At 69.3% G+C, this 25,726-nt stretch carries 21 protein-coding genes and 2 pseudogenes; 9 read left to right on the top strand and 14 right to left on the bottom strand.

The annotated features are described in order from the left end of the window. Positions 1-347: 347 nt before the first annotated feature. Positions 348-470 carry a hypothetical protein gene (locus tag AC3EUV_RS32590; protein WP_432146047.1) on the bottom strand — a complete coding sequence of 41 codons (123 nt, stop codon included), beginning with the start codon at positions 468-470 and terminating at the stop codon, positions 348-350. 477 nt (positions 471-947) lie between these two features. On the opposite strand from AC3EUV_RS32590, the gene AC3EUV_RS32585 reads away from it, so the two are divergent. After that, positions 948-1,073, top strand: coding sequence for a hypothetical protein (locus AC3EUV_RS32585; protein WP_281391846.1), 126 nt, complete (start codon positions 948-950; stop codon positions 1,071-1,073). A 232-nt stretch (positions 1,074-1,305) separates the two neighbouring features. Here the strand turns inward: AC3EUV_RS32585 and AC3EUV_RS32580 are convergent, their stop codons facing one another. Both AC3EUV_RS32580 and AC3EUV_RS32575 read right to left on the bottom strand, forming a co-directional pair. Further along, positions 1,306-1,914, bottom strand: a complete 609-nt coding sequence (locus AC3EUV_RS32580) for a hypothetical protein (RefSeq protein ID WP_432146048.1) — start codon at positions 1,912-1,914, stop codon at positions 1,306-1,308. 612 nt (positions 1,915-2,526) lie between these two features. Continuing rightward, a pseudogene (locus AC3EUV_RS32575) lies at positions 2,527-3,043 on the bottom strand (nitroreductase family protein); the annotation flags it as partial. Positions 3,044-3,097: 54 nt separating this feature from the next. Here AC3EUV_RS32575 and AC3EUV_RS32570 point away from each other — a divergent pair. Then, positions 3,098-3,226 (top strand): hypothetical protein, encoded by a 129-nt coding sequence (locus tag AC3EUV_RS32570; protein ID WP_432146049.1) that lies wholly within the window; start codon positions 3,098-3,100, stop codon positions 3,224-3,226. A 71-nt stretch (positions 3,227-3,297) separates the two neighbouring features. Here the strand turns inward: AC3EUV_RS32570 and AC3EUV_RS32565 are convergent, their stop codons facing one another. Next, positions 3,298-3,780, bottom strand: coding sequence for an SAM-dependent methyltransferase (locus tag AC3EUV_RS32565; RefSeq protein WP_435604489.1), 483 nt, complete (start codon positions 3,778-3,780; stop codon positions 3,298-3,300). Positions 3,781-4,462: 682 nt separating this feature from the next. Between AC3EUV_RS32565 and AC3EUV_RS32560 the strand changes: the two genes are divergently transcribed. Further along, a complete protein-coding gene (locus tag AC3EUV_RS32560; RefSeq protein WP_435604488.1) occupies positions 4,463-6,091 on the top strand; it encodes a class I adenylate-forming enzyme family protein in 1,629 nt (542 codons plus the stop codon). 1,157 nt (positions 6,092-7,248) lie between these two features. Here AC3EUV_RS32560 and AC3EUV_RS32555 read toward each other — a convergent pair. The 4 genes from AC3EUV_RS32555 to AC3EUV_RS32540 form a co-directional block, all read right to left on the bottom strand. Beyond that, positions 7,249-7,863, bottom strand: coding sequence for an FMN reductase (locus AC3EUV_RS32555; protein WP_432146052.1), 615 nt, complete (start codon positions 7,861-7,863; stop codon positions 7,249-7,251). After that, the gene (locus AC3EUV_RS32550; RefSeq protein ID WP_432146053.1) at positions 7,860-8,963 is read right to left on the bottom strand and encodes an LLM class flavin-dependent oxidoreductase; all 1,104 of its coding nucleotides are present in this window, start codon (positions 8,961-8,963) and stop codon (positions 7,860-7,862) included. The genes AC3EUV_RS32555 and AC3EUV_RS32550 overlap by 4 nt, the downstream gene beginning before the upstream one ends. A gap of 209 nt (positions 8,964-9,172) precedes the next feature. Then, positions 9,173-9,361 (bottom strand): LysR substrate-binding domain-containing protein, encoded by a 189-nt coding sequence (locus AC3EUV_RS32545; RefSeq protein ID WP_432146080.1) that lies wholly within the window; start codon positions 9,359-9,361, stop codon positions 9,173-9,175. Positions 9,362-9,686: 325 nt separating this feature from the next. Continuing rightward, the gene (locus tag AC3EUV_RS32540; RefSeq protein ID WP_432146054.1) at positions 9,687-10,265 is read right to left on the bottom strand and encodes a Dps family protein; all 579 of its coding nucleotides are present in this window, start codon (positions 10,263-10,265) and stop codon (positions 9,687-9,689) included. Between the two features lie 238 nt (positions 10,266-10,503). Between AC3EUV_RS32540 and AC3EUV_RS32535 the strand changes: the two genes are divergently transcribed. Together AC3EUV_RS32535 and AC3EUV_RS32530 are read left to right on the top strand one after the other, a co-directional pair. Further along, positions 10,504-11,871, top strand: coding sequence for a dihydrolipoyl dehydrogenase family protein (locus tag AC3EUV_RS32535; protein ID WP_432146055.1), 1,368 nt, complete (start codon positions 10,504-10,506; stop codon positions 11,869-11,871). Positions 11,872-11,921: 50 nt separating this feature from the next. After that, positions 11,922-13,049: a low temperature requirement protein A gene (locus AC3EUV_RS32530; RefSeq protein WP_435604487.1), complete on the top strand. Its 1,128-nt coding sequence runs from the start codon at positions 11,922-11,924 to the stop codon at positions 13,047-13,049. 100 nt (positions 13,050-13,149) lie between these two features. Here AC3EUV_RS32530 and AC3EUV_RS32525 read toward each other — a convergent pair. Next, positions 13,150-13,440 (bottom strand): annotated as a pseudogene (locus AC3EUV_RS32525) (alpha/beta hydrolase fold domain-containing protein); the annotation flags it as partial. 330 nt (positions 13,441-13,770) lie between these two features. Between AC3EUV_RS32525 and AC3EUV_RS32520 the strand changes: the two are divergent. From AC3EUV_RS32520 to AC3EUV_RS32505, 4 genes are all read left to right on the top strand, one after another. Next, positions 13,771-15,648: an amidohydrolase gene (locus AC3EUV_RS32520; protein ID WP_435604491.1), complete on the top strand. Its 1,878-nt coding sequence runs from the start codon at positions 13,771-13,773 to the stop codon at positions 15,646-15,648. A 127-nt stretch (positions 15,649-15,775) separates the two neighbouring features. Further along, positions 15,776-16,438, top strand: a complete 663-nt coding sequence (locus AC3EUV_RS32515; protein WP_435604486.1) for a hydrolase — start codon at positions 15,776-15,778, stop codon at positions 16,436-16,438. 55 nt (positions 16,439-16,493) lie between these two features. Next, positions 16,494-17,018, top strand: a complete 525-nt coding sequence (locus AC3EUV_RS32510) for a DoxX family protein (protein ID WP_432146058.1) — start codon at positions 16,494-16,496, stop codon at positions 17,016-17,018. Then, on the top strand, positions 16,999-17,736 hold the full coding sequence (locus AC3EUV_RS32505) for a YoaK family protein (protein ID WP_432146059.1): 738 nt from the start codon (positions 16,999-17,001) through the stop codon (positions 17,734-17,736). The genes AC3EUV_RS32510 and AC3EUV_RS32505 overlap by 20 nt, the downstream gene beginning before the upstream one ends. Before the next feature lie 528 nt (positions 17,737-18,264). Here AC3EUV_RS32505 and AC3EUV_RS32500 read toward each other — a convergent pair. The 5 genes from AC3EUV_RS32500 to AC3EUV_RS32480 form a co-directional block, all read right to left on the bottom strand. Continuing rightward, complete coding sequence (locus tag AC3EUV_RS32500; RefSeq protein WP_435604485.1) at positions 18,265-19,929, bottom strand: ATP-binding cassette domain-containing protein; 1,665 nt, start codon at positions 19,927-19,929, stop codon at positions 18,265-18,267. After that, entirely contained in the window at positions 19,926-21,695 is a 1,770-nt protein-coding gene (locus AC3EUV_RS32495; RefSeq protein ID WP_435604484.1) for an ABC transporter ATP-binding protein/permease, read from the bottom strand. The genes AC3EUV_RS32500 and AC3EUV_RS32495 overlap by 4 nt, the downstream gene beginning before the upstream one ends. Further along, positions 21,692-22,969: a cytochrome d ubiquinol oxidase subunit II gene (locus AC3EUV_RS32490; protein ID WP_435604483.1), complete on the bottom strand. Its 1,278-nt coding sequence runs from the start codon at positions 22,967-22,969 to the stop codon at positions 21,692-21,694. The genes AC3EUV_RS32495 and AC3EUV_RS32490 overlap by 4 nt, the downstream gene beginning before the upstream one ends. Then, on the bottom strand, positions 22,962-24,326 hold the full coding sequence (locus AC3EUV_RS32485; RefSeq protein WP_432146063.1) for a cytochrome ubiquinol oxidase subunit I: 1,365 nt from the start codon (positions 24,324-24,326) through the stop codon (positions 22,962-22,964). Before AC3EUV_RS32485 ends, AC3EUV_RS32490 begins: the two co-directional genes overlap by 8 nt. A gap of 311 nt (positions 24,327-24,637) precedes the next feature. After that, complete coding sequence (locus tag AC3EUV_RS32480; RefSeq protein ID WP_435604482.1) at positions 24,638-25,624, bottom strand: AraC-like ligand-binding domain-containing protein; 987 nt, start codon at positions 25,622-25,624, stop codon at positions 24,638-24,640. Positions 25,625-25,726 lie beyond the last annotated feature (102 nt).

Genomic DNA, 25,726 nt, shown 5'->3' with positions numbered 1-25,726 from the left:
CGTCCGGACCACTGACCGCCGGGCGGCCCACGGCCCGAGCGGCAACGCCCGCAGATGCGGCAGGCACCATCCGGCTACGCTCCGAGTGCGTTCTGTCCGAGCCGATGGGCGAGGAGTGGATCCGGCGGTGCACCACCGAGCTGGCTCCACGGCTAGCGCCGGGGGGGGTGACGCACGGGCCTTCGTCATCGACACCCCGGGCCGCTCGATGGCCGCCTGCGCCCTCGGGCTCATCCATCGCGTGCTCCCGGCACCGTCCTACCCTGGGGGCTGGCAGGCCGCGTGCACGTGGTCGCCACACGCCCGGATCCCCGGCGCCGCGGCTACACCAGAGCCGTTGTCGCGCACTACTCGACGAGCTCCGCATCGAGCACGTCACCCTGTTCGAACTCCACGCCGGCCAGGAAGCGGCCCCCCTGTACCGCGAGTTCGGCTTCGCCGACAGTCCAGCCCTGATGAGGATGACGCACCTGGAGCAACCGGGCGGTCGACTTCGCTGACCGGCGGACATAAGGGTGGCTCCGCAGACGGGGGATGCCGCGGAGCCACCCTCTCAGCGTACTGTCCGTCTGTCCCTTCCACAGGGCCTTGCGCCGGACGGCTATCCCCTAAGCAGGGCTTCGGCGTAGTCGGCGGGCGTCCGTTTCGTGACCACTTGCAGTGAAGGGAGTGCGAGCGGACGGTTCCTGTCTCATGTCCATTGCGCCTCGGTGGCCTGCGTCTCCGCGCACCGTCGGGCGGAGCCAGCCGACGGTGCCGGGGGATGGCCCCTGCGTGGCTGAAGAGACGGGTGCAGATGCGGACGACGCTCGTGCATGGGATGAGCGGCTGGGCTGGGCGTTCGGGCTGATAGCAGATCATCCGGCTGCGAGGAGTGCGGCACGCGCTGGCCGCCGTCCTCGACCTGACCGCGTGCGCGGTGGCGGACCGACAGCGCACCCCGCGCTATGGCGACCTGGCGCAACCTCGCGGTCGGCGCCCTGCGAATGAACGGCGCGAAGAACATCGCCTCCGGCCGTCGCCGCAATGCGCGTGACGCCCGCCGACCCCTCACACTCCTCGGCCTCGCCTGAGCACGAAGTGGACCTCACTCGATTACGCCGAAGCCCTGAGGGCTGTCGCAGAAATAACTTCAGGCTTTGATCTTGGTCAGGCGGGCTGTCTCGCGAGGTCACCGAGTGGAACGGCGCTTCGGCGTTCGTGAGTTATTTTCCGACGGCTCCCTGGGCCCGCTCAGGGGTCGACCGGGGCCGGCGCATGCGTTCTCGGCGTTCCCTCAGGCCGAGACCGAGAGGTAGCGCCGCCTCAGATGGTCGGGGTGTCGTCAACAACCGGCCTGTGAATCTGAACGACCGGCTTCCACCCCGCGGAGAACTCGATGAAGTCCGCACGGGTGGGGTAGGTGTCGACCGCGCGACGGTCACGCTTGGGGCTGTCGCTCCCCTTGCGCCCCCGGGGAATCTGCTCCTCGAAGATGTCGACCTTCACGTCGGGAACCTCCTTGAGGCCCTGGCGCCAGATCTGCACGACGTCGGCGCCGAAGGCTTGCCGGGCTGCAGCGTAAAGGGCCGTGAGGGCCCCCTTGTCCCCACTAGGGACGAAAAGTGCCAGGTCCAGCACGACACCGGCGGACTGGAGGACCTCGATGGTCACCGAGCCGTTCTCGTCGGCCAAGTAGATTCCGGCTTCATTCTCGTCGTCGGGAAGGCAGGAGACCTCTTCCTGGAATACGGTTCTCGCCGTGACCGAGCCGCCATCGAAATCCTCACCGGACTTGGTCAGAAAAGCAGGGACATAGCAGTCGGGAAGCTTGAGTTCTGCCGTGTCGGCGGAAACGAAGAGCCTGTCTTTCACGCCGAGCTTCGCCACCTCTTCCAGCGAGAGGCGGCGAGCGGCGATCTTCTCCGTGTTCACGATTTCCCTTTCAGGTTGCATTGTCCCTCGAACAAGGACGCTACCACGAAACGCTGAGGTCAACTGCCCAGCAATCTTTGGGTAAATGGCCTTCGATGACCTGCACGGGAGGATACCGAAGCGAGTGCCACTCGGCCGGGAACACGCATCCGCCAGGTAGTGTCCCTCGCCGTGCCGTTGAGGATCAACTGGCGGCTGCATTTCGGTGCGTTGGGCAGTGCGGAGGAACCAAAAGAGAGCTTACGACAGATACCACCCATATCACCTTCGGGGAGGCGGCGGCGCGGTAAGGCGATCCATTCGTCGTGCATCTCGAAGAGCGCAGCGGAGCCCGACCGGATGGACCGACAACGCAACAACGGAGACCCACACCCTGTGTCCTGAGCGCCCACCAACAAGCCGTTGACCTTGAGGCACCACTGCGCCCGCTGGCCGACTTTCACTGACCGACGGACACAAGTGTGGCTCCGCGGACGAGGGATGCCCGCGGAGCCACCCTCGCACCGCACCGTCCGTCTGCCCTTTTCGCAGGGCCAAGCGCCTAAGACAGCGCTTCACTTGGTGAGTCGCTGTCTGCTAGGCCCTGTCCTGTCGATCTCGGCCGATCAGCGGTCACGCTCCCATGGAGCTCACCGTTTCCGTCATGTCCGCCCGCCCAGTACGCAGCCGTGGCACGCCTTCCTTCTCAAATCCCACTGAGACGCCGCAGAACAGCACGAGTTCGTCCTCGGCTCCGACTGTTCGGCTGACTGTGTTGCGGTACATCGTCCACATCACCTGGGGGCAGCTGTGCAACCCTTCCCCCCCTCAGCAACAGCGTGACCGTCTGCAAGTACGTCCCCGCGTCACCCCACTGTCCAGGCCCCATCGTCCGGTCGAGGTAGCAGAACAAGACGACCGGCGCGCCGAACGCCTCCGAGAGCAAGGCAGCGATCTTCAGGGGTCGGTCGGGGTCGTCGCGCTCAATTCCCAGCGCTTCGTACCGCTGAGCCGCCGCGGCCGAGAAGCGGTCCAGATACGGCGAGGTCAGTTCCTCCGGGTACATCGGATACTGCCGCTCATCACCTGTACGAGGCTGTGGACCGCCGCACGCCGGTGTCCGTGGACGGCGTTCGGCGACCGGGCTGCCGCCGCGCAAGCACCAGGTGCTCCGGTTCACCGCGTTCGTGATGCCCACGGCCAGGTGGCCAGGGGCATCGGAATCAGTCCGCACTCCGTCGACACGTACGTCAAGCGGGTGCAATCCGACTTCGGCATCGGCAAGGCGGAACCGGAACTGGCCCGCGTCGCCCACGGCCTCCAGCCCCTGTGAAGCCTGGACCAGTAACCCCGGCACGAAATCTGCCGGGGCAGCCCGCGGCTTTCCGCGCAAGGGGGCGGTGGTCAGTGGTAGTGGCGCATGATGTCGGTAGCCCAGTCGGGTTGGGTGGTGTGGCCCTGGGGGCCGAACTCGATCATGTAGGGCTTGATGTCGAGGACGGGGGTGCCGTCGACGGCGTCCAGGCCCTGGACGTGCAGGTCGAGGCCGTCGGCCTTGATGAGGCGGCAGCGGGAGACGCCGAGCCGGTTGGGGCGGTTCTTGCCGCGCTGGGCGAAGATACCGATCAGGGGCCAGTCGGTGTTGCCGCGCGGGTGACGGGCCCCGGTCTGGATCTTGTTGGTGGGGACGCGGTCGAAGTGGTAGACGAATTCCAGGTGGGAGAAGGTGTCCAGGCCCGCCACCGCCTCCGGGCCGTACTGGCCGGCGTCCAGGCGGATGATCGCGGTCTCCTTGCCCCAGGCGTCGTCGCGGACCTCCGCCCGGCCGCCGACCACCTGGCCCACCGGCACCGAAACCACCGCGGCAGGAGTGCTGTTCTCGGGCATGCGCAGTGCCTCTCGCTCAAAGGGGCGGTCAGTAAGTCGAGTTGGCCCACCGTACCGATGGCCTGCGGTAGTCGGCATGCGGTACGTGCGTACCGTGCCAGAAACGGTCCAGCCGACCTGCTCCAGAGGCGTCAACTGCTCCAGGGCAGGCGTACCCGAAGAGTAGGGATCAGTCCTGTGAGTGAGACGAGCGGATGTGCGGCTGCGGCGACTGAGAAACTTGACATGCTACTGGCACCGGGGGACTTTGTCGCCCGTGCCTACCGGGGCCACGCGCCGGTCGCACCCCGATCACGACGCCGTGACACCACAAGGCATAGCAGCGGCTGCTGAAGCGCGTGTGAGGATGGCCTGTGCACCCTGTAGGGCCAGGCAGGCCGGGTATGGAAGATTCTGGTCATGGGCAGGTTCCCCCCCAGGGCAGGGGTCTGTGGTTTGCTTTGCGCGTCGGACCGACCCTGCTGTCGGCCGGCCGATCTCCGTGCAAGGGCCTGCCGGGGCCACACCACGGGGAGCGGTTCCCCGGCCACGATGACGGGCGTACTGTGCGCGCTCTCAAGCGCTCAACTGACCTGCGAATACCGAATTTCCATCAAGGCATGGGCATGGTACTTCGCCAGCTGATGGCCGAAGGTGACCCCCGTGAAGCCACGGCTTCTGAGCAGCATGTTTGGATGTGTTGGTGATTGTTAACGCACAGCAAACATCCGAGCCGCGGACGTACTTAGACCGCATTCTGGAGCACTGGTACAAGGACGAGGACGCCGAGGCGCTCGCCCAAGGGGCGCAGCGGCTGACCAGGAGAGAGGCTCGCCGGCGGCTGTTCGAATTGGGGCATGCGCTGCGCGGGCAGGGTCTCGCGCCCGGCGACGGAGTGGGCCTTTTCCTGGCCAACCGCGTGGACTCCGTCCTGGTGCAGCTCGCCGTCCATCTCATCGGCTGCCGTGTCGTGTTCCTGCCGCCCGAGCCAGGACCCGGCGAACTCGCCGCGCTGGTCGAGCAGTCCCGGGCGCGCGCCGTGGTCACCGACCCGCTCTTCGCCCAACGGGCCGCCGACGCGGCCGGCCGCAGCATCCACACCCCCGCACTGCTCAGCCTCGGGCCGTGTGAGCAGCAGTGCACGGACCTGCTGGCCCTGGCAGCCGAGTGCCCAGACTCGCGCCCCGAGGGCGTGCCCGCCCCGGGAGCGGACGAAGCCGTCACCGTCCTCTACACCGGCGGAACCCTGGGCCGCCCCAAACTCGCCTCGCACAGCCACCGGCTCTACAACATGCTGGTGGACCTGGTGGATGAGGCCCAGCAGGACTCCGGCTCCTCGTTCTTCCCGAACATGGACCAAGGCACGGACAGGGTGCTCGTCTCCACGCTGCTCACGCACGGCAGCGGCCACCTCACCTCGCTCCAGGCTCTGGTGACGGGGTCCACCCTCGTCGTGCTGCCCGAGTTCGAAGCGAGCGCGGCGCTGACGGTACTCCGGGAGGAGCGGATCACCGCCACCATGTTCGTACCGCCCATGCTGTACGCGGTTCTCGACCACCCGGAGTGCGAGCCGGGCGCGCTGCCCGAGCTGCGGCGGATCGTCGTCGGCGGTGCGGCCACGTCGCCCAGTCGGCTGCAGCAGGCGGTCGAGGTGTTCGGGCCCGTGGTCAGCCAGGGCTACGGGCAGTCGGAGGCGCTCGGTATCACCGCGTTCGGTGCGGAGGATCTCGCCTCGGAGGGAGCCGGGCGCCCCGAGCTCTGGCGCAGCTGCGGCCGTGCGATATCCGACGTCGAGATCGAGATCCGTGGTGAAGACAGCACGGCGGCACTGCCCGTCAGGCAGGTCGGCGAGGTGTGCGTCCGTGGCGAGACGGTGATGCTCGGCTACTACGAGGACCCGGAGCGCACCGCGGCGGCGCTGCAGGACGGCTGGCTGCGCACCGGGGACATGGGCTATCTCGACGCCGAGGGGTACCTCTACCTCGTCGACCGGGTCAAGGACATCATCGTCACCGGCCGTACCAGCGACAACGTCTACTCCCGGGTCCTGGAGGACTTCCTGCTCACGCTGCCCGGTGTGCGCAATGCGGCGGCCCTGGGCGTGCCGGACGAGGAGTACGGGGAAGCCGTACAGATCTTCCTGGCCACGGCCGAGGGCGGCCCTGACGTCGACCCGGAGGCGGTCGGCGCGGCTGTGACCGGCGAGTTGGGCGAGTTGTACACGCCCCGAAAGACGGTCCTGCTGGACCAGCTGCCGACGACCAAGGTCGGCAAGGTGGACAAGAAGGCGCTGCGCACCGCGTGGGTAAGCGGGAGCTTGGACACGCCGTAGGCTCCGTTGTTGTGGAACACCCGGCCGATGCGGGGTCAAGTGCGTTGGGAAGACAGGGTCTTTGTGGCGTACCTGGACCGGCCCCCCTTTCCCCTGTGAAAGGGGAAGGACGGCGCTGCTGTCCTCTGGGTGCCCTGTGGGGAGGTCGCGGGAGCTGCGTCCGCACCGGAGCTTCCCGGCCTTGATCTCTTCACCGAGGGCACGTCGCCGGCTGGATCCCGGACGCGTGGCTCACCCTCGGTGAAGAGCATGCCGACCTGAGGAAGCCCATCAGGCGTTCCCGGAGTGCGCGAAGGGCGTTTCAGGGCCCTCAAACGCAGTGGGCCCTGACCTTGGGGTTCTCAATTTTCATCAAGGCCCCAAAGTACCCAGGAGAGAGGACAACAGCCTTGACCACGCCCCCTGCCCCGGCCCCACCGACCACCGCGCCGCGGCCCGGCTACCGAGACCGGTTACGAGCCCGCAATGCCACCGCCGCCGAGGAGCGCATCGAGAAGGCGGGGGCTGCCGCTGTCGAACTCGGGCACACCGGCCCGGTGCCCTGGGACGACCTCCGCGCCGCCTACACCCGGCCGTCCGGGTGGTGGGGGAAGGCCGCGGCGGTGGGGTTCGTTGTGACCTTCGCCTGTTCCTCCTATCGGCGAATGTCGGACAAGCGGGAGGGTCTACGCAAGGGGTACGTCAAGGACGGCGACCAGCTGGTGACCGAAGCCCTGGACGCGCTCCCTCCCCTTGCTGCTCTCGCCTCCGCTCCAGCGGGCCGTACGCGGACCGAAGCGTTGACCGACGTGCGCGAGAAGGTCTCGGAACTGATGATTGCGGTGAGGAACAGCGCGGAAGCCGCTGCGGGGCTGCGGGCCAAATACGCGGCTGACCAAAGGCGTCTGCGTGAGCACGGGCAGAAGGTCCGCACCGCGTTCGCCGACAAGCTCAGCGAACTTGTCGAGGACCGGGAGCCGGCGGCCCGCGAGCTCGGCGCCATGGCGCTCACCGTGGCGGCCCGTCAGGCTCAAGCGGCATACACCATCGAGGGTTCCGGGACGACCGTTTGCGCCGCGTCCTGCAACGCCCTCTACACCAGGCTGTCCCTTTCGGTCTGCGGGCGCCGTGGTGGTGGTTCTTCCGCTCGACGGTCGACAGCTGTCCGAGCCGAGTGCTCAGTCGAAGCGCAGGTCGGAGAGTTGTCTCTTGGACAGAGTGGGGTCGTCCTGGGGCACAGAATGAGTTGCTCTGGCAGCCAGGATCGACGCCATCTCCCGGCCTGCCCGGCGTATGCGTGCCGGCAGACCATCCGTGTGCGCGTCGCTGCCTGATCCCCAATCCTCCGACGCCGCGTACACGCCAGTCGGGAGGACCGTGGTCCGCAGGTAGACGAAGAGCGGGCGCAGCGCGTGATCCAGGACAAGCGAGTGGCGGGGCGTACCACCCGTCGCCCCGATCAGGACCGGCTTGCCCGTGAGGGCACCCGGATCGATCAGGTCGAAGAAGGACTTGAACAGCCCGCTGTACGAGGCGCTGAACACCGGTGTCACAGTGACCAGGCCGTCGACGCTCGTCACCGCTTCGATCGCATCGGCCAGCTGCGGTGGGGGAAAACCGGTGACGAGGTTGTTGGCGATGGCGACAGCCAGGCCGCGCAACTCGATGACCTCCACTTCCGCCTTATGACCTTGATCGGCGAGTTCGTCACGGACCGCGTCGGTGAGACGGTCAGCCAGCAGGCGTGTGGACGAGGGGGTGCTCAGACCCGCGGATACAACGACGAGTTTCATGCGACGGTCCCCCCTTCCGAAGGTGCTTCCGAACCGGCGGCGAGCAGGGACTGGTGGGTCGGTGCGTCCGGCACATCGGCCGACCGCCCGTTCGCGAACTCCTTGCGCAGGACCGGTACGACCTCCTCGCCGAGCATGTCGATCTGCTCCAGAACGGTCTTCAGTGGCAGCCCGGCGTGGTCCATCAGGAACAGCTGGCGCTGGTAGTCGCCGGCGTACTCGCGGAAGGCCAGGGTCTCCTCGATGACCTGCTGCGGGGAGCCGACGGTCAGCGGGGTCTGGGCGGTGAAGTCCTCCAGGGAGGGCCCGTGGCCGTACACCGGTGCGTTGTCGAAGTACGGCCGGAACTCGCGCACGGCGTCCTGCGAACTCCTCCGCATGAAGACCTGGCCGCCGAGCCCGACAATCGCCTGCTCGGGCGTGCCGTGGCCGTGGTGGGCGTACCGGGTCCGGTACCGCTCGACCATCCGCTTGGTGTGGTCGGCGGGCCAGAAGATGTTGTTGTGGAAGAAGCCGTCCCCGTAGTACGCGGCCTGTTCGGCGATCTCCGGCGAACGGATGGAGCCGTGCCAGACGAAGGGCGGTACGCCGTCCAGCGGGCGCGGGGTGGAGGTGAAGCCCTGCAGCGGGGTGCGGAACTTCCCCTCCCAGTCGACGACGTCCTCGCGCCACAGCCGGTGCAGCAGGGCGTAGTTCTCGGTGGCGATGTTGATGCCCTGCCGGATGTCCTGGCCGAACCAGGGGTAGACCGGCCCGGTGTTGCCGCGCCCCATCATCACGTCGACCCGGCCGTCCGCGAGGTGCTGGAGCATCGCGAAGTCCTCCGCGATCTTCACCGGGTCATTGGTGGTGATCAGAGTGGTGGAGGTGGAGAGGATCAGCTTCTCGGTCCGCGCGGCTATGTACCCGAGCATCGTGGTCGGCGAGGACGGCACGAACGGCGGGTTGTGGTGCTCGCCGGTGGCGAAGACGTCCAGGCCGACCTCCTCGGCTTTCAGGGCGATGGCGACCATGGCCTTGATGCGGTCGCGTTCGGTCGGCGTTCGGCCCGTGGTGGGGTCCGGCGTGACGTCGCCGACCGTGAAAATTCCGAACTGCAAGGTTCCTCCGGTTAACAGGTGCTGGAGTGGTTCTCGAACGGTAGGAGTCGACTGCACGGATGGGATGACCGTGCGTGCACGGGAAGTGGTCCCACAGCGTTCTTCTCGCGTGCCCTGGTCTTCGGAGCGGAGCCGCCACCTCCCAAGGCCGCGCAGTCGCGGCGTAAGAAGGCAGTGCTTGCCGTCTGTGCCGACTCACGAAGGCGATGTCATCGCGGCCGTGACGGCCGCGAGGCGTCCCAACCGTTCGGTGTCACCCCGGCGAGCACCCGCCGGGGCGCCGCCAGCAGCACCATGTCCTCGCGGGACAGGAGCCGGGTCGCGAGCCCGCGCTGCTGCTGACGGTCCAGCGCCACCACGGCCAGGTCCACCGTGCCCTCACGCAGCGCCTGCCGGATATCGGCGACGGCCGGCCGTCGATGTGTGGTGCGGTCGACAAGCGGGTGCCCAGTTCGCGTTCACGGGCGCGGACCGTGCTGGACACGGCGGACTGCACCACGTGCAGCCGCCGTGAAACCACCCGTGTCCGCCACCGCGACGACGACCTCCATCAACCGCAGATCCGTCATCCGCCTCCGGTCGAGCAGCGCTCCATCCGGCGTGAGGGCGACGGGCTTCGATCTTCGCTGCGTCGTATGCGGACGGCGGGGCGTCATGCGGGAGCGCCGGTCAGAGTCAGGTACCCGGTCACTTTGGCCGACGGTCCGAGGTCGCAGCCATTCCTCAGGCGCGAACCAATGGTGTGTCGACCAGATGCTCGGCCAGGAACCACGCCTGCCGTTCGCCGGTCCGGATCACTTGGGAGACCAGCAGGTCGACGGTGCCGTCGTCACCGTACTCGGCAGTCCGGGCGGCGGCGTCGTGGGCGTCGATGAGGATGGTCTCGTGGGCCTCGAGCAGCCGGGACAGCATGGCCGGCACCTCTTCCACCCCGTCCGGGGGGCGCGGAATCGACGTGATCTCGACGACGTGCCGGGGATCTCCCACCGCGACGCCGCCCAAGGACTGGACGCGTTCGGCGAGGGTGTCGATGATTTCGAGCTGTTCGCCCGCGTGCTTGTCCAGGACCAAGTGCAGCTGGTAGAAGGTCGCCCCGCGCATCAGCCAGTGGTGCTTCTTGTAAAGGCCGTAGAGGATCTGCGTGTCCGCGAGCACCTTGTTCAGGCGCTGGCAGGAGTACATCCGCGCGTCGTAGGACAGGGCGACCGGGAACTGCTTGACGGTCCCGAACTCTTGGATCACCTCGCCCTTCTGATGCAGCCAGGGCTGACTGCCGTGTGTGGATGGGGAGTTGCTGGTCATTGTCCGCCTCCTGCGGTGCCGTGCTGTGTGTACCCCGGTGACGCTAGGTGCCCGGTCGGGGGGCGTCTTGACCGGCAGTGCATGCGGTGGTGCCCGCCAGCGCACTGCGCCCGGTCCTTGTCCACGGCGTTCGCTCTCGGGCAAGCCTCTGTGCGCCGGCGGACTCGGACCGCCGTCAGGCCGCTCTAGCGTCAGCGGGACAGTCCATGCCCGGAGAACGGGCGGAACGAGGAGAGGCATGAGCGCGATCGAGCAGGCGGATGTGGTGGTCCTCGGGCTGGGACCGGGCGGCGAGTACGTCGCCGGCACACTGGCCGAAGCGGGACTGGACGTGGTGGGGGTCGAGGCGGAACTCGTCGGAGGCGAGTGTCCGTACTGGGCATGCGTGCCCACCAAGATGATGATCCGCGCCGGGAACCTGCTCGCCGAGGCGGGCCGGGTTTCCGCCCTCGCCGGTGAGGCGGTGGTGACTCCGGACTGGGCCAGGGTCGCCGGACGGATCCGCGAGGAGGCCACTGCCGACTGGAACGACCAGGTGGCCGCGGACCGCTTCACGGCGAAGGGCGGTCGGCTCGTCCGGGGGACGGGGCGCCTTGCCGGGCCGCGCCGTGTGACGGTCGGCGACCGTACGTTCGAGGCCATGTGCGGTGTCGTGCTGGCCACCGGTACCCGGCCCCGGATCCCGCCCGTGCCGGGTCTACAAGGAACGCCGTACTGGACCAACCGGGACGCCATGGCCGCGAAGGAACTACCGGCGTCCATGGTGGTGCTCGGCGGAGGGGCCATCGGCGTCGAACTCGCCCAGGTCTTCGCCCGCTTCAAGTGCGCGGTCACGGTGATCGAGGGGCAGGACCGGCTGCTGATGCAGGAGGAGCCCGAAGCAGGGGAGCTTGCCACCGACGCGCTGCGCGCAGACGGTGTCACCGTCCTCACGGGCACGCGGGTGCGGCAGATCAGCCATGTCGGCAACAAATTCACCGTGCGCCTTGAGGGCAATGGACAGTTGCTGACTGCCGAACGGCTCCTGGTCGCCACCGGACGCCACGCCGACCTGACCCCGCTGGCGGTCGACACCGTGGGACTCGACCCGTCAGCGGGATCCGTTCGCACGGATGGGCAGATGCGGGCCGGGGAGGGGCTGTGGGCAGTCGGCGACATCACCGGCCGGGGCTCGTTCACCCATGTGTCGATGTACCAGGCGGAGATCGCCGTCCGGGACATCCTCGGACAGGCCGGTCCTGACGCCGACTATCGGGCGCTGCCCCGCGTCACCTTCACCGATCCGGAGATCGGGGCCGTGGGGCTGACGGAGCGACAGGCGCGCGAGCAGGGCCTGCGCGTGCGCACCAGCGTGGTGACCATCGCTTCCTCCACCCGCGGCTGGATCCACGGGCCGGGCAACGAGGGATTCATCAAGCTCGTCGAAGATGCCGACCGGGGCGTGCTGATCGGTGCGACCTCGGCGGGGCCGGCGGGCGGCGAGGTGCTGCACGGTCTGAACGTGGCCGTCCATGCCGAGGTTCCCGTCGACCGGCTGCAACACATGATCTACACCTATCCCACCTTCCACCGGACCATCGAGGCAGCCCTGGGAGCCCTCCGCTGAACCGCGCCTCGACCATGCAGGCGGACCCGGGCGCCAGGCGGTGGCGCACCATGGTGGGCCGCAACCCCGACGAGCCGCACCGGACCGCCACCTCGCTGGAGCTCTTCTTCGACCTGTGTTTCGTCGTCGCGGTGGCGCAGGCGTCCACGAGTCTGCATGGGGCGCTGACGGAGGGGGACTACGCCGGCGGTGCGCTGCGCTTCGCGCTGGTCTTCTTCACCATCTGGTGGGCGTGGATGAACTTCACCTGGTTCGCCTCCGCCTATGACCCGGACGATGTCACGTACCGGCTGACGGTGCTGGTGCAGATCACGGGCTCACTCGTCCTCGCCGCCGGTGTGCGCCGCGCGTTCGAGGACGGGGATCTGCACATCATCACGCTCGGGTACGTCGTGCTGCGGACGACATTGGCCGCGCTGTGGCTGCGTGCCGCGTTGTCCGATCCCGCCCGGCGGAGGACCACGCTGCGCTTCGCCACGGGGGTGATGTTGTGTCAGCTCGGCTGGGTGGGGTTGCTCTTCGTCCCGGATCCGGTGCGTCTGCCGGGCATCGTGGTGATGATCGTGGCCGAGGTGTCCGTGCCGGTGTGGGCGCAGTCCGCCGGGATGACGCCCTGGCATCCGCGCCACATCGCCGAGCGCTACGAACTGTTCACCCTCATCGTCCTCGGCGAGTGCGTCGCGGCCGCCACCGTCGCCGTGCGCAGCGCCTTCGACCGGCATCACGGCACCGGTTCGCTGTACGCGCTGGCGGCGGGCGGGCTGCTCGTGGCCTACGCCATGTGGTGGCTGTACTTCACCAGGCCCGCGCACACGCTGCTCGCCACGACGCACCAGGCGCATCGCAGGAGATTCTCCTGGGCCTATGGCCACTACCTGATCTTCGCCTCGGCGACCGCGGAGGGCGCCGGACTGGCCGCGTACGCCGATCACGTCACGCACCGCGCCGAAGCCTCGTCGATTGCTGCCGGCGCCGCGGTCACTGTTCCGGCGGCCGTTTTCCTGATCACGGTCTGGGTCGTCCACCTACGGCCACACCAAAGGAGCCTGGCCGAGCGGATTCCGTTCCCCCTCGCCGCGGTCGGTGTCCTGATGGCCGCCTGGTCCCCGGCACCCGCGCTTGTCGCCGGTGTGCTTCTGACATGCCTGGTCGGGTTGGTGACGATGCCGCGCCGGTGACCAGGTCGCGCGGCGGGGTCCCGCCCTGGGCCAAGGCGAATGGGCCGCGCGGCCGGACACCGTACGGAGTGTCCGTCCGCGCGGACGCCATGCCGCCGGGTCAGCCCGCGTGGAGTGCCGTGCGCAGGGCGCTGGCGGCCAGGGTGATGGCGGCCCCGGCGGCGTGGGTCTCGCGCAGGGCGTTGAGCATCACGAAGTCGTGGATGATGCCCTGGAAGCGCACGGCGGTGACCGGGACGCCGGCCGCACGCAGCTTGTCGGCGTACGCCTCGCCCCCGTCGCGGAGCACGTCGGCCTCGCCGGTGATGACCAGGGCCGGGGGCAGGCCGGTGAGCTGCTCGGGGGTGGCGCGCGCGGCGGCTCCGGGGCAGGCGCAGAGGTCTGCGGAATCGTCGATCGTCACGCTAAGCCGCACAGGCGGCGGAAATTGTCCAAGAGCGCACGGGAGTTGACCTCACAGTGTGCGCGGAGAGGCAGTGCACTGTCGGAACGTATCCGGTGCACTGCCGGGATACACGGACGCTTTGGCGCGAAATAGCTTGGTGGCGCAGCAGTCGAGGGTCGCCGGGTCCCGACCTGTGTATTGCACGGTCACCCGGAACGCGCGCGGTGATGGCGCATGCCCCGATTCTTCCCGCCCGCCGCTGCCGACGCACGCGGAAGTTGATGCACATGCATCGACGTCGTTCATCCAGCAGGAGGTTGTCGCAAGGTGTCCACGATGCCGGTCGGTGGGCTGGTTCCCCGCGCCACCGACAACGCCGCGGACCTGGTCGTCCGCAACGCGAAGATCCACACCGGAGACCCGGTCCGCCCGCAGGCCGAGGCGCTCGCCATCCGCGACGGTGTCATCACGGTCGTCGGCGACGACAACGACGTCGCCTCCCACATCGGCCCGGACACGAAGGTGGTCGACGCCGTCGGCCGCCGGATGGTTCCCGGCCTCAACGACGCTCATCTGCATGTCATCCGTGGCGGGCTCAACTACGTACTGGAGTTGCGCTGGGACGGTGTCCGCACGCTGCGCCAGGGTCTGGCGATGCTGCGTGAGCAGGCAGCCCGTACGCCCAAGGGCCAGTGGGTGCGGGTGGTGGGCGGATGGTCGGCCGAGCAGTTCGCCGAGCGGCGGCTGCCGACCGTCGCCGAGCTGAACGCCGCCGCGCCGGACACCCCGGTGTTCGTCCTGCACCTGTACCAGTCGGCGGTGCTCAACCGGGCGGCTCTCAAGGCCGCCGGATTCACCCGGGACACCCCCGACCCCAAGGGCGGCCAGATCGTACGGGGCCGGAACGGTGAGCCCACGGGCATGCTGCTGGCCGCCCCCAGCGCACTCATCCTCTACTCGACCCTGGCCAAGGCCCCGGTGCTGGAGGGGGAGGACAAGAAGACCTCCACCCGTCACTTCCTGCGGGAACTGAACAGGTTCGGCCTCACGTCGGCGATCGACGCGGCCGGAGGGTTCCAGAACTTCCCCGACAACTACAGCACGGTCGTCGAACTGGCGAAGGCCGGTCAGCTTTCGTTGCGCATCGCCTACCATCTCTTCCCGCAGACCGCCGGTCAGGAAATCGACGATCTCACCCGCTGGATCGAGATGGCTCGCCCCGAGGACGGGGACGCATGGCTGCGCCTCAATGGTGCGGGCGAGAATCTGACGTGGGCGGCGGCGGATTTCGAGAACTTCGCCGAGCCACGGCCGGAACTCGCCGACTACGAAACGGAATTCGAGAAGGCCGTACGTCTCCTCATGGAGAACGGCTGGGGATTCCGGCTGCATGCCACCTATGACGAGACCATCCGCCGGGACCTGGCGGTGTTCGAGAAGCTCGCCGCGGAAGGGCTGTTCCCGGCCGGCAACCGGTGGCTGTTCGACCATGCGGAGACCGTCTCCGCGGACAGTCTGGACCGCATCGCCGCCCTCGGCGGCGCCATGTCCGTGCAGAACCGGCTGTCCTTCCAGGGCGAGGCGTTCGTACGCCGCTACGGTCCCGGTGCCGCCGCGGACGCCCCGCCGATCCAGGCCATGCTGGAGCGCGGTGTGACCGTCGGTGCCGGCACCGACGCGACCCGGGTCTCCACCTACAACCCGTGGGTCGCCCTGCACTGGCTGGTCACCGGCCGCACCGTGGGCGACCTGGTCGTCCGCCCGCCGCACAACCGGGTCGACCGCCGTACCGCGCTGGCGATGTTCACCGAGGCGGGTGCCGCGCTGACCGGGGAGGAGGGCGCCAAGGGCGTCCTGCGCCCGGGCTTCCTGGGTGACCTGGCAGTCCTGTCCGAGGACTACTTCACCGTGCCCGAGCCGGACATCGCACACATCGAGTCCCTGCTGACGGTCGTCGGTGGCCGGATCGTCTACGCGACCGCCGAGTACGAGGGCCTCGACGAGGAACTGCCACCGGTCAGCCCCGGGTGGAGCCCCGTGGCGCACTTCGGCGGCTACCAGGCCACGACCGGTACGGGCCTGTCGGGCGCACGCCAGGCCGAACTGCTCGGCCAGGCCGCCGCCGAGTCGGAGCAGCACCGCCAGTGGCGCGCCCGACGCGGCCTGGCCCCGCAGACAGCAAGCACGTTCTTCGATCCCTGTTTCTCCCTCTGATCTTCCGGGAGGGCCCGGTCACGAGCCGCCCCTTCCGGAACACCTCCCCAACTCGCGCCGCACCACGCGCGGTTGCGCTCAACAGCGGACATCCGTCCGCGATCAACACACACCGGAAGGCCCACTCATGGTCAACATCTCCGAGGTCACCGCGGCCCCCAGCCCGGACCTGCTCACCCCGGACAACTGCGCGGTGCTGTTCATCGACCACCAGCCGCAGATGTTCTTCGGCACCGGCAGCGGCGACCGCACCGCGATCATCAACTCGACCGTCGGCCTGGCGAAGGCCGCCAAGGCGTTCGACGTGCCGGTTGTACTGAGCACCGTGGCCGCCGAATCCTTCTCCGGCCCGATCCTGCCGCAGCTGGCCGAGGTCTTCCCCAACCAGAAGATCATCGACCGCACCACGATGAACGCCTGGGAGGACTCCGCCTTCGTCGAGGCGGTCAAGGCCACCGGGCGTAAGAAGCTGGTCCTGGCCGGCCTGTGGACCGAGGTCTGCATCGTCCTGCCCGCGCTCTCCGCCCTCGCCCAGGACTACGAGGTCTACGTGGTCACCGACGCCTCGGGGGGCGTCAGCCCGCAGGCCCACGAACACGCCGTCCAGCGCATGATCCAGGGCGGCGCGGTCCCGGTCACCTGGGTACAGGTCCTCCTCGAACTGCAGCGTGACTGGGCCCGCGGCGAGACCTACATGTCGGTCATGGACGTGGTGAAGGAGCACGCCGGTGCCTACGGCCTCGGCGTGGTCTACGCGCAGGCCGTCATCGGGGCCCACGCCGTCGGCTGATCCCCGCTCCATCACAGAGCAGTCAAGGACTGAGTCAGGAACAGGCAAGGAAGAGATGAACGCTGGACTGCTGGTCCTCCGGGTGGTTACGGGACTTCTCATCGCCGGCCACGGAGTTCAGAAGGTGAGTTTCCGGCTCGGAGGCCACGGCTTGGCAGGCGGAACCGAGGAGTTCCGCCACGACGGGTTCCGCGGCGGTCGGCTGACCGCAATCGTCGCGGGTGCCAGTCAGATCGGTGCCGGCCTGTTCCTGACCGCCGGACTGCTCACACCCCTGGCCGCGACGGCCGCCATGGGTGTGATGACGGTCGCGGGCACCGTCAAATGGCCCAAGGGCCTGTGGGTGCAGAACGACGGCTACGAATACCCGATGGTCCTCGTCGTCGTCTCCGCGGCGCTGGCCCTGACCGGGCCCGGCCGGTGGTCGCTCGACCAGGCGCTGGGCGTCACACCCTGGCCGCTGTGGGTCGTCCTCCCCGCGATCGTGGTCGGCCCGATGAGCGGACTGCTCACCCGCGTGGTGCTGCACCACCGGCCCACCGCAACGGAAAGGAAGCACCATGCGCAGGCTGCTGAGTGACGCGATACGCACGCTCGCACCGCAAGGACAGGACCGCCACGGCCCGCTGCCCCTCCTGATGCTGACGCTGACGGTAGTCACCGGTCTGATCGACGCGGTGAGCTATCTGGGGCTCGGGCACGTCTTCGTCGCCAACATGACCGGCAACGTGGTGTTCCTGGGGTTCGCTCTGGTGGGTGCCGCGAACCTGTCCGTGCTCGCCTCGTTGGTCGCGCTGGCGGCGTTCCTCGTCGGCGCGCTCGCCGGGGGCAGGCTCGGCACCCGGTTCGCGGCCCACCGCGGAAACCTGCTGAAGACGGCCACCGCCGTGCAGACGGTGCTGATCGCCGTCACCGTGGCTGCCGCCGCGGTCACCGACGGCCGGGTCACCACGGGCGTCCAGTACACACTGATCGTGTTCCTCGGGCTCGGCATGGGCCTGCAGAACGCCGTCGCCCGGCGCCTCGGCGTCCCGGACCTCACCACGACCGTACTGACCCTGACCCTGACGGGGCTGGCCGCGGACTCCACTCCGGCCGGCGGCGCGGCGCCGCGACCCGGCCGCCGGATCCTGTCCGTGCTGGCGATGTTCCTCGGCGCCTTCGTCGGGGCCCAACTGGTCCTGCACGGCCACCTCGTGCTCACCCTGAGCCTGGCCCTGCTGCTCCTCGCCCTCACCTCCGTGATCACCCACCGCCTCGCCTCCGGCAACCCCGCCTGGACGAAGTCACCGTCCTGAGACCGGGTCCGCTCGCCCCACGGGGTACACCGGATACGCCTGAGCCCCCTGTTCAGGGGGCTCAGGCGTATCCGGACGTTGCTCAGGGACGCGGAATGCCCGCAAGCGGCCGCCTGACCTGCGTCGCGGGCGAGCCAGTGGGTGGTACCCGGACAGTCGTGCCCGAACGGGCAAGGACCGGAGCGCTCCGAGAAAGCCCGATGCCGCGCTCGCTGCCTACATTCCCTTCGGTTCATTCCCGACGGACCCGACGGAAGGGAACGGAAGATGAAGAAGCGCAAGGCAATGGTGCGGCTGCTGCCAGCGTTACACAACCGCATCTACCGGACGAGGGACTCGGCGAGTGAGTTCCTCACGTCGTACCTGCGCTTCACCGGTGGCCGGATCGTCTCGGACGACCGGGCCGCCGATGGTGGTCAGATCGGTGTACCCGCCGTGCGGACAGGGGCCGTCGCCCCGGGCAAGGACGTCGTGGTCCTCGCCCGGGGCGACGGCATTCCTGCGCAGCACATCGCTCTCTGCGCCCGGCTACTCAGCGATTGCCGCACGGGAAGTGGGCTTCAGCCGCAGGACGCGGGAGGCGGCGAAGGGCATGAGGTCGTCGTGCCGGTCCGGCAGGGCGATCACCAGGGCGCTGTCCGGCAGGGCGCGACGCACGCCCGTCAGCATCCGCATCGCCGTATGGTCGTCGAGGCCGGCCGTCGGTTCATCGAGCAGAAGGACCGCGGGTCGCCGCAGGACCGCTCTCGCGATCACCAGGCGGCGTCGCTGGCCCTGCGAGAGAGCAGTGCCCAACGGGCCCGTCGGAGTGTCGAGGGACGACTGCTCCAAAGCCGCGGCCGCCAGGGCCGCCCGGAGTGTGTCGTCGTCCGCGCCCGGGGCGGACTGCCGGAGGTTCTCGGCGATGGTCGCGTCGGCGATCCAGTCCTCCGCTTCGACGAGGGTGAGCGAATCGGCGATCGCACGGGCGGGCAGGGACTCGACGGGTACGCCGCCGAGCAGCACCGACCGGGGAACAGCGGGGCAGATCCGTCCCGCCAGAGTCTCCAACAGGGTGCTCTTCCCACTGCCGTTGGGCCCGGTGACCAGGACGACGCTGCCGGGCTCGATCACCGCGGACCACCGGGTGCGGTCGGCGCCGACACCAACAGGCACTTGGCGGGCCACCAGGGCCCGTGCCGCGCCTGCCGGCGACGCCCTCGGCGGGGACGCGGTCGACAGCTCACCCGGGAGGGCCCTGTTCGCCAGCTCCGTCAGCCGCTGGGCGGCGTCGGCGGCCAGGCCGTGGTCGCGGAGCACCTGAGGGAGCGTCTCCACAAGCTCGTACGCAGCCGCGACCAGCAGCACCTCGCCGATGGCCTCGGCAGCCGGCTGGGCGAAGACAGGACCGGACAGCGCCAGGACCAGGACCGCCGTCTGGCCGGCCACGGCCAACACCCGCAGCAGCAGCCGGGATCGGCGCATCACCGACTCAGCCGCGGCCTCGGCCCGCCGGGCCCGGCCGACCGCGTCCGCGACCTGATCGCGGACCAGATCGACCGCGTCCAGGCAGCGCAGTTCCCACAACGCGGAGCGTGCACTGAGCAGCGCGGCGCGTGCGGTGGCCCACGCTTCCGCGGCCGTCCGCTGATGGCCGCGGGTCCGCCGCTCGGCGGTCACTGCCGTGGCCGCGGAGAGCGCGAGCAGCAGCAGCTCGGCCGCGCCTGACGGCGGACTCGCCACCGTCAGCAGGGTGATGACGACGGCGGCGGTCAGGCCGATCCCGGCCAGCGGCGGAACGACCTGGCCGGCTATCCCGCCCACCGCGCCGACGTCGCTGGTGAGCCGGGCCATCAGGGCGCCGTCACGGTGGTTGCGCAGTTCGCGTGCCGGCACGGTGGTCGCGGCGCGGACCAGGCGCGAGCGCAGCGAGACGGTCGCGCCGAGCAGGGCGCCATGGCTGACCAGGCGCTCCCAGTAGCGCAGACCGGTGCGGCCCAGGGCGAGCGCGCGGACCGTTCCGGAGGGATACATCCAGGACCAGGTGGTGTTCACCTGTGCGGTGACCACCGCACAGGAGGTCAGGAACCAGCCGGACACCCCCAGCAGGCCGGCGGCACACAGTTCGGCGGTCCCGGCGAGCACCGCTGCGATCAGCAGGTCGCGGCGTGCCCGGTGGTCCGCCGCCGTCCACAGCAGCCTGAACGCGGTCACAGTGTCTCCCTTGTCCGGGACACCCGTCCCTGTTCCAGCCGCACGATGTCGTCGGCGATGCCGAGCAGTGCCGGGCTGTGTGTCGTGAGCAGCACGGTGCGACTGCGCGCGAGCGTCCGGATGGCGCCGATGACACGGGCCTCGCCGTCCGGGTCGAGATGGGCGGTGGGTTCGTCCAGGCACAGCAGCGGTGTGTCGTGGAGCAGAGCCCGGACCAGCACCAGCTGCTGCATCTGCCCGGAGGACAGCCCCCAGCCGCGCTCCCCGACCGGGGTCGTCAACCCCTGGGGAAGTGCGGCGAGCAGGTCCTCGAAGCCCAGTGCCTTGAACGCCGCGGCCAGTTGTACGTCGTCGGCGTCGCGCCGGGCCAGCAGCAGGTTGTCCCGTAGCGTGCCAGGGAGGAGGTGGGAGGGTTGTCCGGCCCATGTCGTCATGGCCGGCGTGGCTTGTAGGGTCGCGGAACCGATGGTGTGCAGGCACTGCCCGCGGTCCGGTTCGCGCAGACCTGCCGCCACGGAGAGCAGGGTTGTCTTTCCGGCGCCGCTGGGGCCGCTGATGGCCACGATCGAACCCGGCCGCACGGTCAGGGTGACGTCGTCCAGGGCCGCGTCGTCGCGCCCCTGGTACCGAACGCCTACCTCATTCAGGGTCACACCGGCCGGGCCCGGCCCGCTCGGACGACGGACAGTGGGCACCCGCGTCGGGGGACCGCCGGTCGGTGCGACCGGAACCCTGCCGATGATCTCCGAGATCAGCTCGGCCGCCGCGGCGGCCTCGGCACGGGCGTGGTAGCCACGGGCGAGCTCCCGGGCAGGAGCGAAATACGCCGGGGTCAGGACGAGCACGAACAGCGCGGTGCCCAGGCTCATGGTGGACGGGACCACCGGCAGGTCGAGGTAGCCGAGCAGGGCGAGTCCGCAGTACGTGGCGACGACGGCCATGGCCACGGTGATGAGGAGCTCGATCCAGGCGGTCGAGAGGAAGGCCACCCGCAGTACGGTCTGGGTACGCCTGGCCAGTTCCCTGTCGACTGCCTCGGTCGCGCGTACCGCTTCCTCACCGGCTCCGAGGCCGACGAGCGTGGGCAGTCCGCGCAGTTGGTCCAGCAGCTGGGTGCTCAGCTTCCGGGTGGCGGTGAGCTGGGCGTGCACCGCGGCGCGAGTGCCCAGGCCGATCACTTTCAGGTTGAGCGGCAGCAGCGGTGTCGCCAGCACGAGCATCAGAGCGACGGCCCAACTCCCCACCAGGATGGCGGCCAGCACGATGCCGCTGCCCAGCAGCATCGCCCGCCGGGCAGGAACGTACGTCGTCAGCCACTGGGTCAGTCGGCCCACCTCGCTGTCGAGGGCCTCGCCGAGAGCGGCGTCCGACACCTCTTCCAAGGGCGTGGCCGCCGCTGGGAGCGCGGCCAGGAGCAGGCGGGTGCGCAGGTGGTCCTGGACGGCGGCCGCGCCGTCGTCTGCGGTCCGGTCGGCCGCCGCGAGCAGGACTGCGCGCAGCAGCAGTCCGGCGGCGACCAGAGCCGCACCGGAGAGCACCGTGGCCAGGGCTGCGCCCCCGTGTGGGGACCGCAGTGCGGCCTCGGCCGCCCTGCCCAGCCCCGCCGCCCACATCACATGGCCCGCGGCCGCCAGCCCGCGCAGGGTGCCGGCCCGCCGGAATGCGGGTTCGCCGACCGCCGCCCATTGGGTGAGCAGTCCCGCCGCCCGCTGCTGGCCTTCGTCGTCCCGGCCGAGCCGGGCGAGGTGGTCGGGGCTTTCGTTCACTTGTCGGCTGCCTGGAGGTCGAATTCGCCGGCGGCCGCCGAGCGGCGGTCGGAGCGGATCCACCCGGCGAGCGCCGTCATGGCGAACAGAGCAACACCGACCGGGCCGATCCACACCCGTACGCCACCGAAGACATCCTGCGAGACGGCGGTCACCGCGACGGCCAGGAGGGTCAGGAGCACGCGCCGGGCGGCAACGGCCGCCCACGGACCGTCGCCCGCGGCCGGGGTCGCCGGCACGGCCCGCGCCGCGGCGGCCCCGGTGTCGGACGGTGCCGCCGCCTCGGTGTGGGCCGGTGGCTGGGCGAACTTCCCGCGGAAGACCCACCACGCGTAGATGTTGTAGGTCAGGACTACCGGTATGCACACGCCCACCCCGATGAGCAGGAACAGCTGCGACCCGTGCGGGCCGGCGGCCGCGCGCACGGTCAGATCGGGTGGGACGACGACGGGCGCGGTGGCGGCGACGAGCGCGAGCAGGCCCGCGGCCTCCGTACCGGCCACGGCGGCGAACGGACGCCAGTCGGGCCGGCGGCCGAAGCCGTACCAGGCGATCGCCGCGCAGACCACGGCCACCGCCACCGCGAGGCCGAACAGGGTTGCCCGGAGCGGCTGGTCGAAGCGCAGGTGCTGCGGATCGGCGAGCCGGAGCCCGAATCCAAGGACCAGGCCGGCCACCGCGACCGTCAGGATCAGCGGTCGCCCCAGGCGGCCCGCTCGTTCGTGGGCTGTCCCCGTGGTCTTGTCCTGCAGCCACGCGGCACCCGCCAGCAGATGGACGGCCACAATCCCCAGGGCGCACAGCACGCTGTAGGGCGTCAGCCAGTCCCAGGTGCCTCCGGTGAACACCCCGCCACGGTGCGGCAGTCCGGACAGGACGCCGCCGACCACGAGGCCCTGGCACACGGTGGCCACCAGCGATGAGATTCCGAAGACGAGGCCCCAGCCGCGCCGGTAGCCGGGGGCGGCGCTTTGCAGCTCGATGGCCGTGCCGCGCAGCACGATGGCGAGCAGCATGACGATCAGCGGCAGGTACACGCCGGGCAGCACGGTGGCGTAGACACCGGGCAGGCCCGCCCACAGCACCACGCCCGCCAGGATGATCCAGCTCTCGTTGGCGTCCCATGCGGTCGCGATCAGCTCGTTGTACTCCTTGCGCCGCTGGTCGCTGCGGTCGAACAGGCTCAGGATGCCGATGCCGAGGTCGTAACCGTCGAGCAGGACGTAGGCTCCGAGTGCGAGCAGGACCAAGGCGTATGACGCGTACTCAAGCATGGCCGATCTCCGTGGAGTGGGCGGTGGTGCCGGCGTCGGCCACCAGGTGCTCGGGGCCGGTCCGCACCGTGCGGACGATGTAGCGGATCCACAGCCCGAGCAGCAGCGCGTAGACGGCGACGAAGCCCGTGAGGCTGGCGATCGCCGCGCCGAGGGAGAGGTGGGAGGCGGCGTCACTGGTGCGGATCAGGCCGTAGACGACCCAGGGCTGCCGGCCGGCCTCCGCGGTGATCCAGCCGCCGCTGATGGCCACGACACCGGCGGGGGCCATCCAGACCATCAGCCGGTGGAACCGCCGGGCTGTGTACAGCCTGCCGCGCAGCCGCAGAACCAATCCGGTGAAGGCCATGCCGAACATCGCCAGGGCGGTGAAGTACATCGCCCGGAAGCCGTAGAAAACGGACCACATGTCGGGGCGCTCGTCCTTCGGTGTCTGCAACAGCCCGGGGACGTTCGCCTTTCCGGAGAGGTCCTTGCCGATGACGGCGCCCAAGTGCGGTATCGCGACCTGGAACTTGTTCTCTCCCTTGTCCGTGTCGGGCACCACAAGCAGGTTGTAGCCGTTGTTGTCGGACTTCCAATTGCCTTCGAAAGCCTCCAGTTTGGCGGGCTGGTGTGCACCCATGAACACGGCGGTGAGGTCGCCCATATAAAGCTGTACGGGCATCAGGATGGCCAGCACTCCCAGTGCAATGGACAGCGTGCGGCGGGCGAAGGGCAGCGCTCGCTGCTTGACCAGGTACCAGGCGGCGATCCCGCCGATGAACCAACCGGCGCTGATCAGCACCGCAAGCAGGATGTGCGGATACCGGTAGGAGAACGCCGGGTTGAACAGCACCTGCCACCAGTCGCTCGCCCGGAACTGGCCGCCGACCTCGGCGAACCCCGAAGGGTCCTGCATCCAGCTGTTGGCGGACAGGATCCACGTCGTGGACAGCAGTGTGCCGACGACGAGCATCCAGCAGGCGAACGCCATGGTTCTGGGGCGCACTCGGCCATCGCCGTACAGCATGATGCCGATGAACCCGGCTTCCAGGAAGAAGGCCGTGACGACCTCCATTCCGATCGTGACACCGAGGATCGGACCGACCGCATGGGCGTATCTTCCCCAGTTGAGGCCGAACTCGAAAGTCATGACGGTACCGGCGACCACACCGAGACCGAATCCGACCGCGAATATCTTCTTCCAGAAACGGAATATCTGGAGGTACAGCGGATTCCCGGTCCTGAGGTAGACCGTGTACATCACGGCCAAGAAGAGGGAGAGGCCGACGGTCAGTGCGGGAAAGCTCATGTGGAAAACTGCGGTGACGGCGAACTGCCATCGTGAGATATCCACCACTGCGGGCGACGCCACGGCGTCTCCTCCTGATCGGTTTCGGTCGGTTCGGATGGCGGCGGCCAGGACCTGGTGGAATGGCCCCAACAGCCTCCGGCTGTGCCACCACGCGGCAGGCGAGGCCCTTGCGGGTCACGAATTCCGGACGGTCTTCGTATTCCCCGGCTCCTGGGCCACCGTAGGGTCGGCCGGTGGGTGCCCTTTGTCTCTGGGCGCATCACCCGTGTCCTCGCAGCGCAATGCGTGGATACGGCGCGGCCGGCGGCCGATGGGACTGGTCGTGGCATACCGCCGTGCGCTGCGCCCAGGGATCACCACCGGACATCGGGTCAGGTATCGATGACTTGGGTGTCGCGCCATTCACGGGGGGCGATCCCATAGGCGGCCCGGAACACCCGGCTGAAATGCGCGGCACTGGCGAAACCCCATCGGTGCGCCACGGCGGCGATCGTGGAGCCACTCCCCCGGCGCGCCAGCTCGCGCCGGCACTCCTCCAGGCGACGCCGCTGGATCCACCGGCCGACAGTGGCATTTTCGCTCTCGAACAGCTTGTGCAGATAGCGCGGGGATATGTGGTGGGCTCGGGCGATGGCCTGCGGGGTCAGCTCGGAGTCTGCGAGATGGCGGTCGATGAATGCCTGGATCCGCAGCAGCAACGCCCGGCCCCCGCCGGGCGTGTCCGCGCTCGAACGGCCGAGCACCTCGTCGGTCAGCACGCCGAGCAGGTCCACGACGTTCCGGGCCATCAGCTCGCTGGTGCGCGGCAGATAGGTTCCCGCGCCGTCCACGAGCCCGGCCAGGAAGGGCGAGAGCAGGCTGCCGAGGGGCGTGCCGGGGCCGAGCGGGGAGGCCGTGACGTGAGCCATGTCGGACTCGCTCAGGCCCAGAACGTCTCTCGGCAGGACGAGGGACTTCGTCCGGAAGGACTGGGGAAGATTCAGCTGGACGGGGCGCGCCATGTCGTAGACGAAGATGTCCCCCGGGCCGAGCAGCGCTTCACGGCCGTCCTGCTCCAGTCGGGCGACTCCTCTGTCCAGCAGTTTGACGACCACGTACTCCTCTTCAGTGCCCTGAGCGACGAGTCGGTGAGTTCGCAGAGCGGACAGGCAGTCGCCGTCCACGGTGACGGCCTGGAGCCGGCCGAGCGGTGCCGTACGGATCGTGCCGGAGTACACCTCGTCGGGGACGGTCATGTCCACGGCGCCGAAGGTCTGGGACAGCGCTTCGCGCCAGTACGCCCGTCTGCGATGGACGGGCAACGAATTGGTGGTGTGGAAGCTGCCAGGGGCGCTTCTTTGCAGGACATCCGGCGACATGTTCTCCGCCCTTTCAACCGCGGTGCTTGCTGAAACACCGTGGCAGCGGCCCTGGGTCGGCGCATCGCGTGAATCCGCTAGATCAGCGGGCAGGACCGCAGT

This window comes from Streptomyces sp. bgisy130 (assembly GCF_057708345.1).
The sequence above is the reverse complement of the archived record's forward strand: the minus strand, read 5'-3'. Positions and strand labels throughout refer to the sequence as shown.

Bases quoted from the DNA above. Each gene is read 5' to 3' on its own strand.
- AC3EUV_RS32585 (WP_281391846.1), top strand. From the start codon at position 948: ATGGCGACCTGGCGCAACCTCGCGGTCGGCGCCCTGCGAATGAACGGC.
- AC3EUV_RS32565 (WP_435604489.1), bottom strand. From the start codon at position 3,780: ATGCCCGAGAACAGCACTCCTGCCGCGGTGGTTTCGGTGCCGGTGGGC.
- AC3EUV_RS32555 (WP_432146052.1), bottom strand. From the start codon at position 7,863: ATGAAACTCGTCGTTGTATCCGCGGGTCTGAGCACCCCCTCGTCCACA.
- AC3EUV_RS32540 (WP_432146054.1), bottom strand. From the start codon at position 10,265: ATGACCAGCAACTCCCCATCCACACACGGCAGTCAGCCCTGGCTGCAT.
- AC3EUV_RS32535 (WP_432146055.1), top strand. From the start codon at position 10,504: ATGAGCGCGATCGAGCAGGCGGATGTGGTGGTCCTCGGGCTGGGACCG.
- AC3EUV_RS32530 (WP_435604487.1), top strand. From the start codon at position 11,922: ATGGTGGGCCGCAACCCCGACGAGCCGCACCGGACCGCCACCTCGCTG.
- AC3EUV_RS32520 (WP_435604491.1), top strand. From the start codon at position 13,771: ATGCCGGTCGGTGGGCTGGTTCCCCGCGCCACCGACAACGCCGCGGAC.
- AC3EUV_RS32515 (WP_435604486.1), top strand. From the start codon at position 15,776: ATGGTCAACATCTCCGAGGTCACCGCGGCCCCCAGCCCGGACCTGCTC.
- AC3EUV_RS32510 (WP_432146058.1), top strand. From the start codon at position 16,494: ATGAACGCTGGACTGCTGGTCCTCCGGGTGGTTACGGGACTTCTCATC.
- AC3EUV_RS32505 (WP_432146059.1), top strand. From the start codon at position 16,999: ATGCGCAGGCTGCTGAGTGACGCGATACGCACGCTCGCACCGCAAGGA.
- AC3EUV_RS32490 (WP_435604483.1), bottom strand. From the start codon at position 22,969: ATGCTTGAGTACGCGTCATACGCCTTGGTCCTGCTCGCACTCGGAGCC.
- AC3EUV_RS32480 (WP_435604482.1), bottom strand. From the start codon at position 25,624: ATGTCGCCGGATGTCCTGCAAAGAAGCGCCCCTGGCAGCTTCCACACC.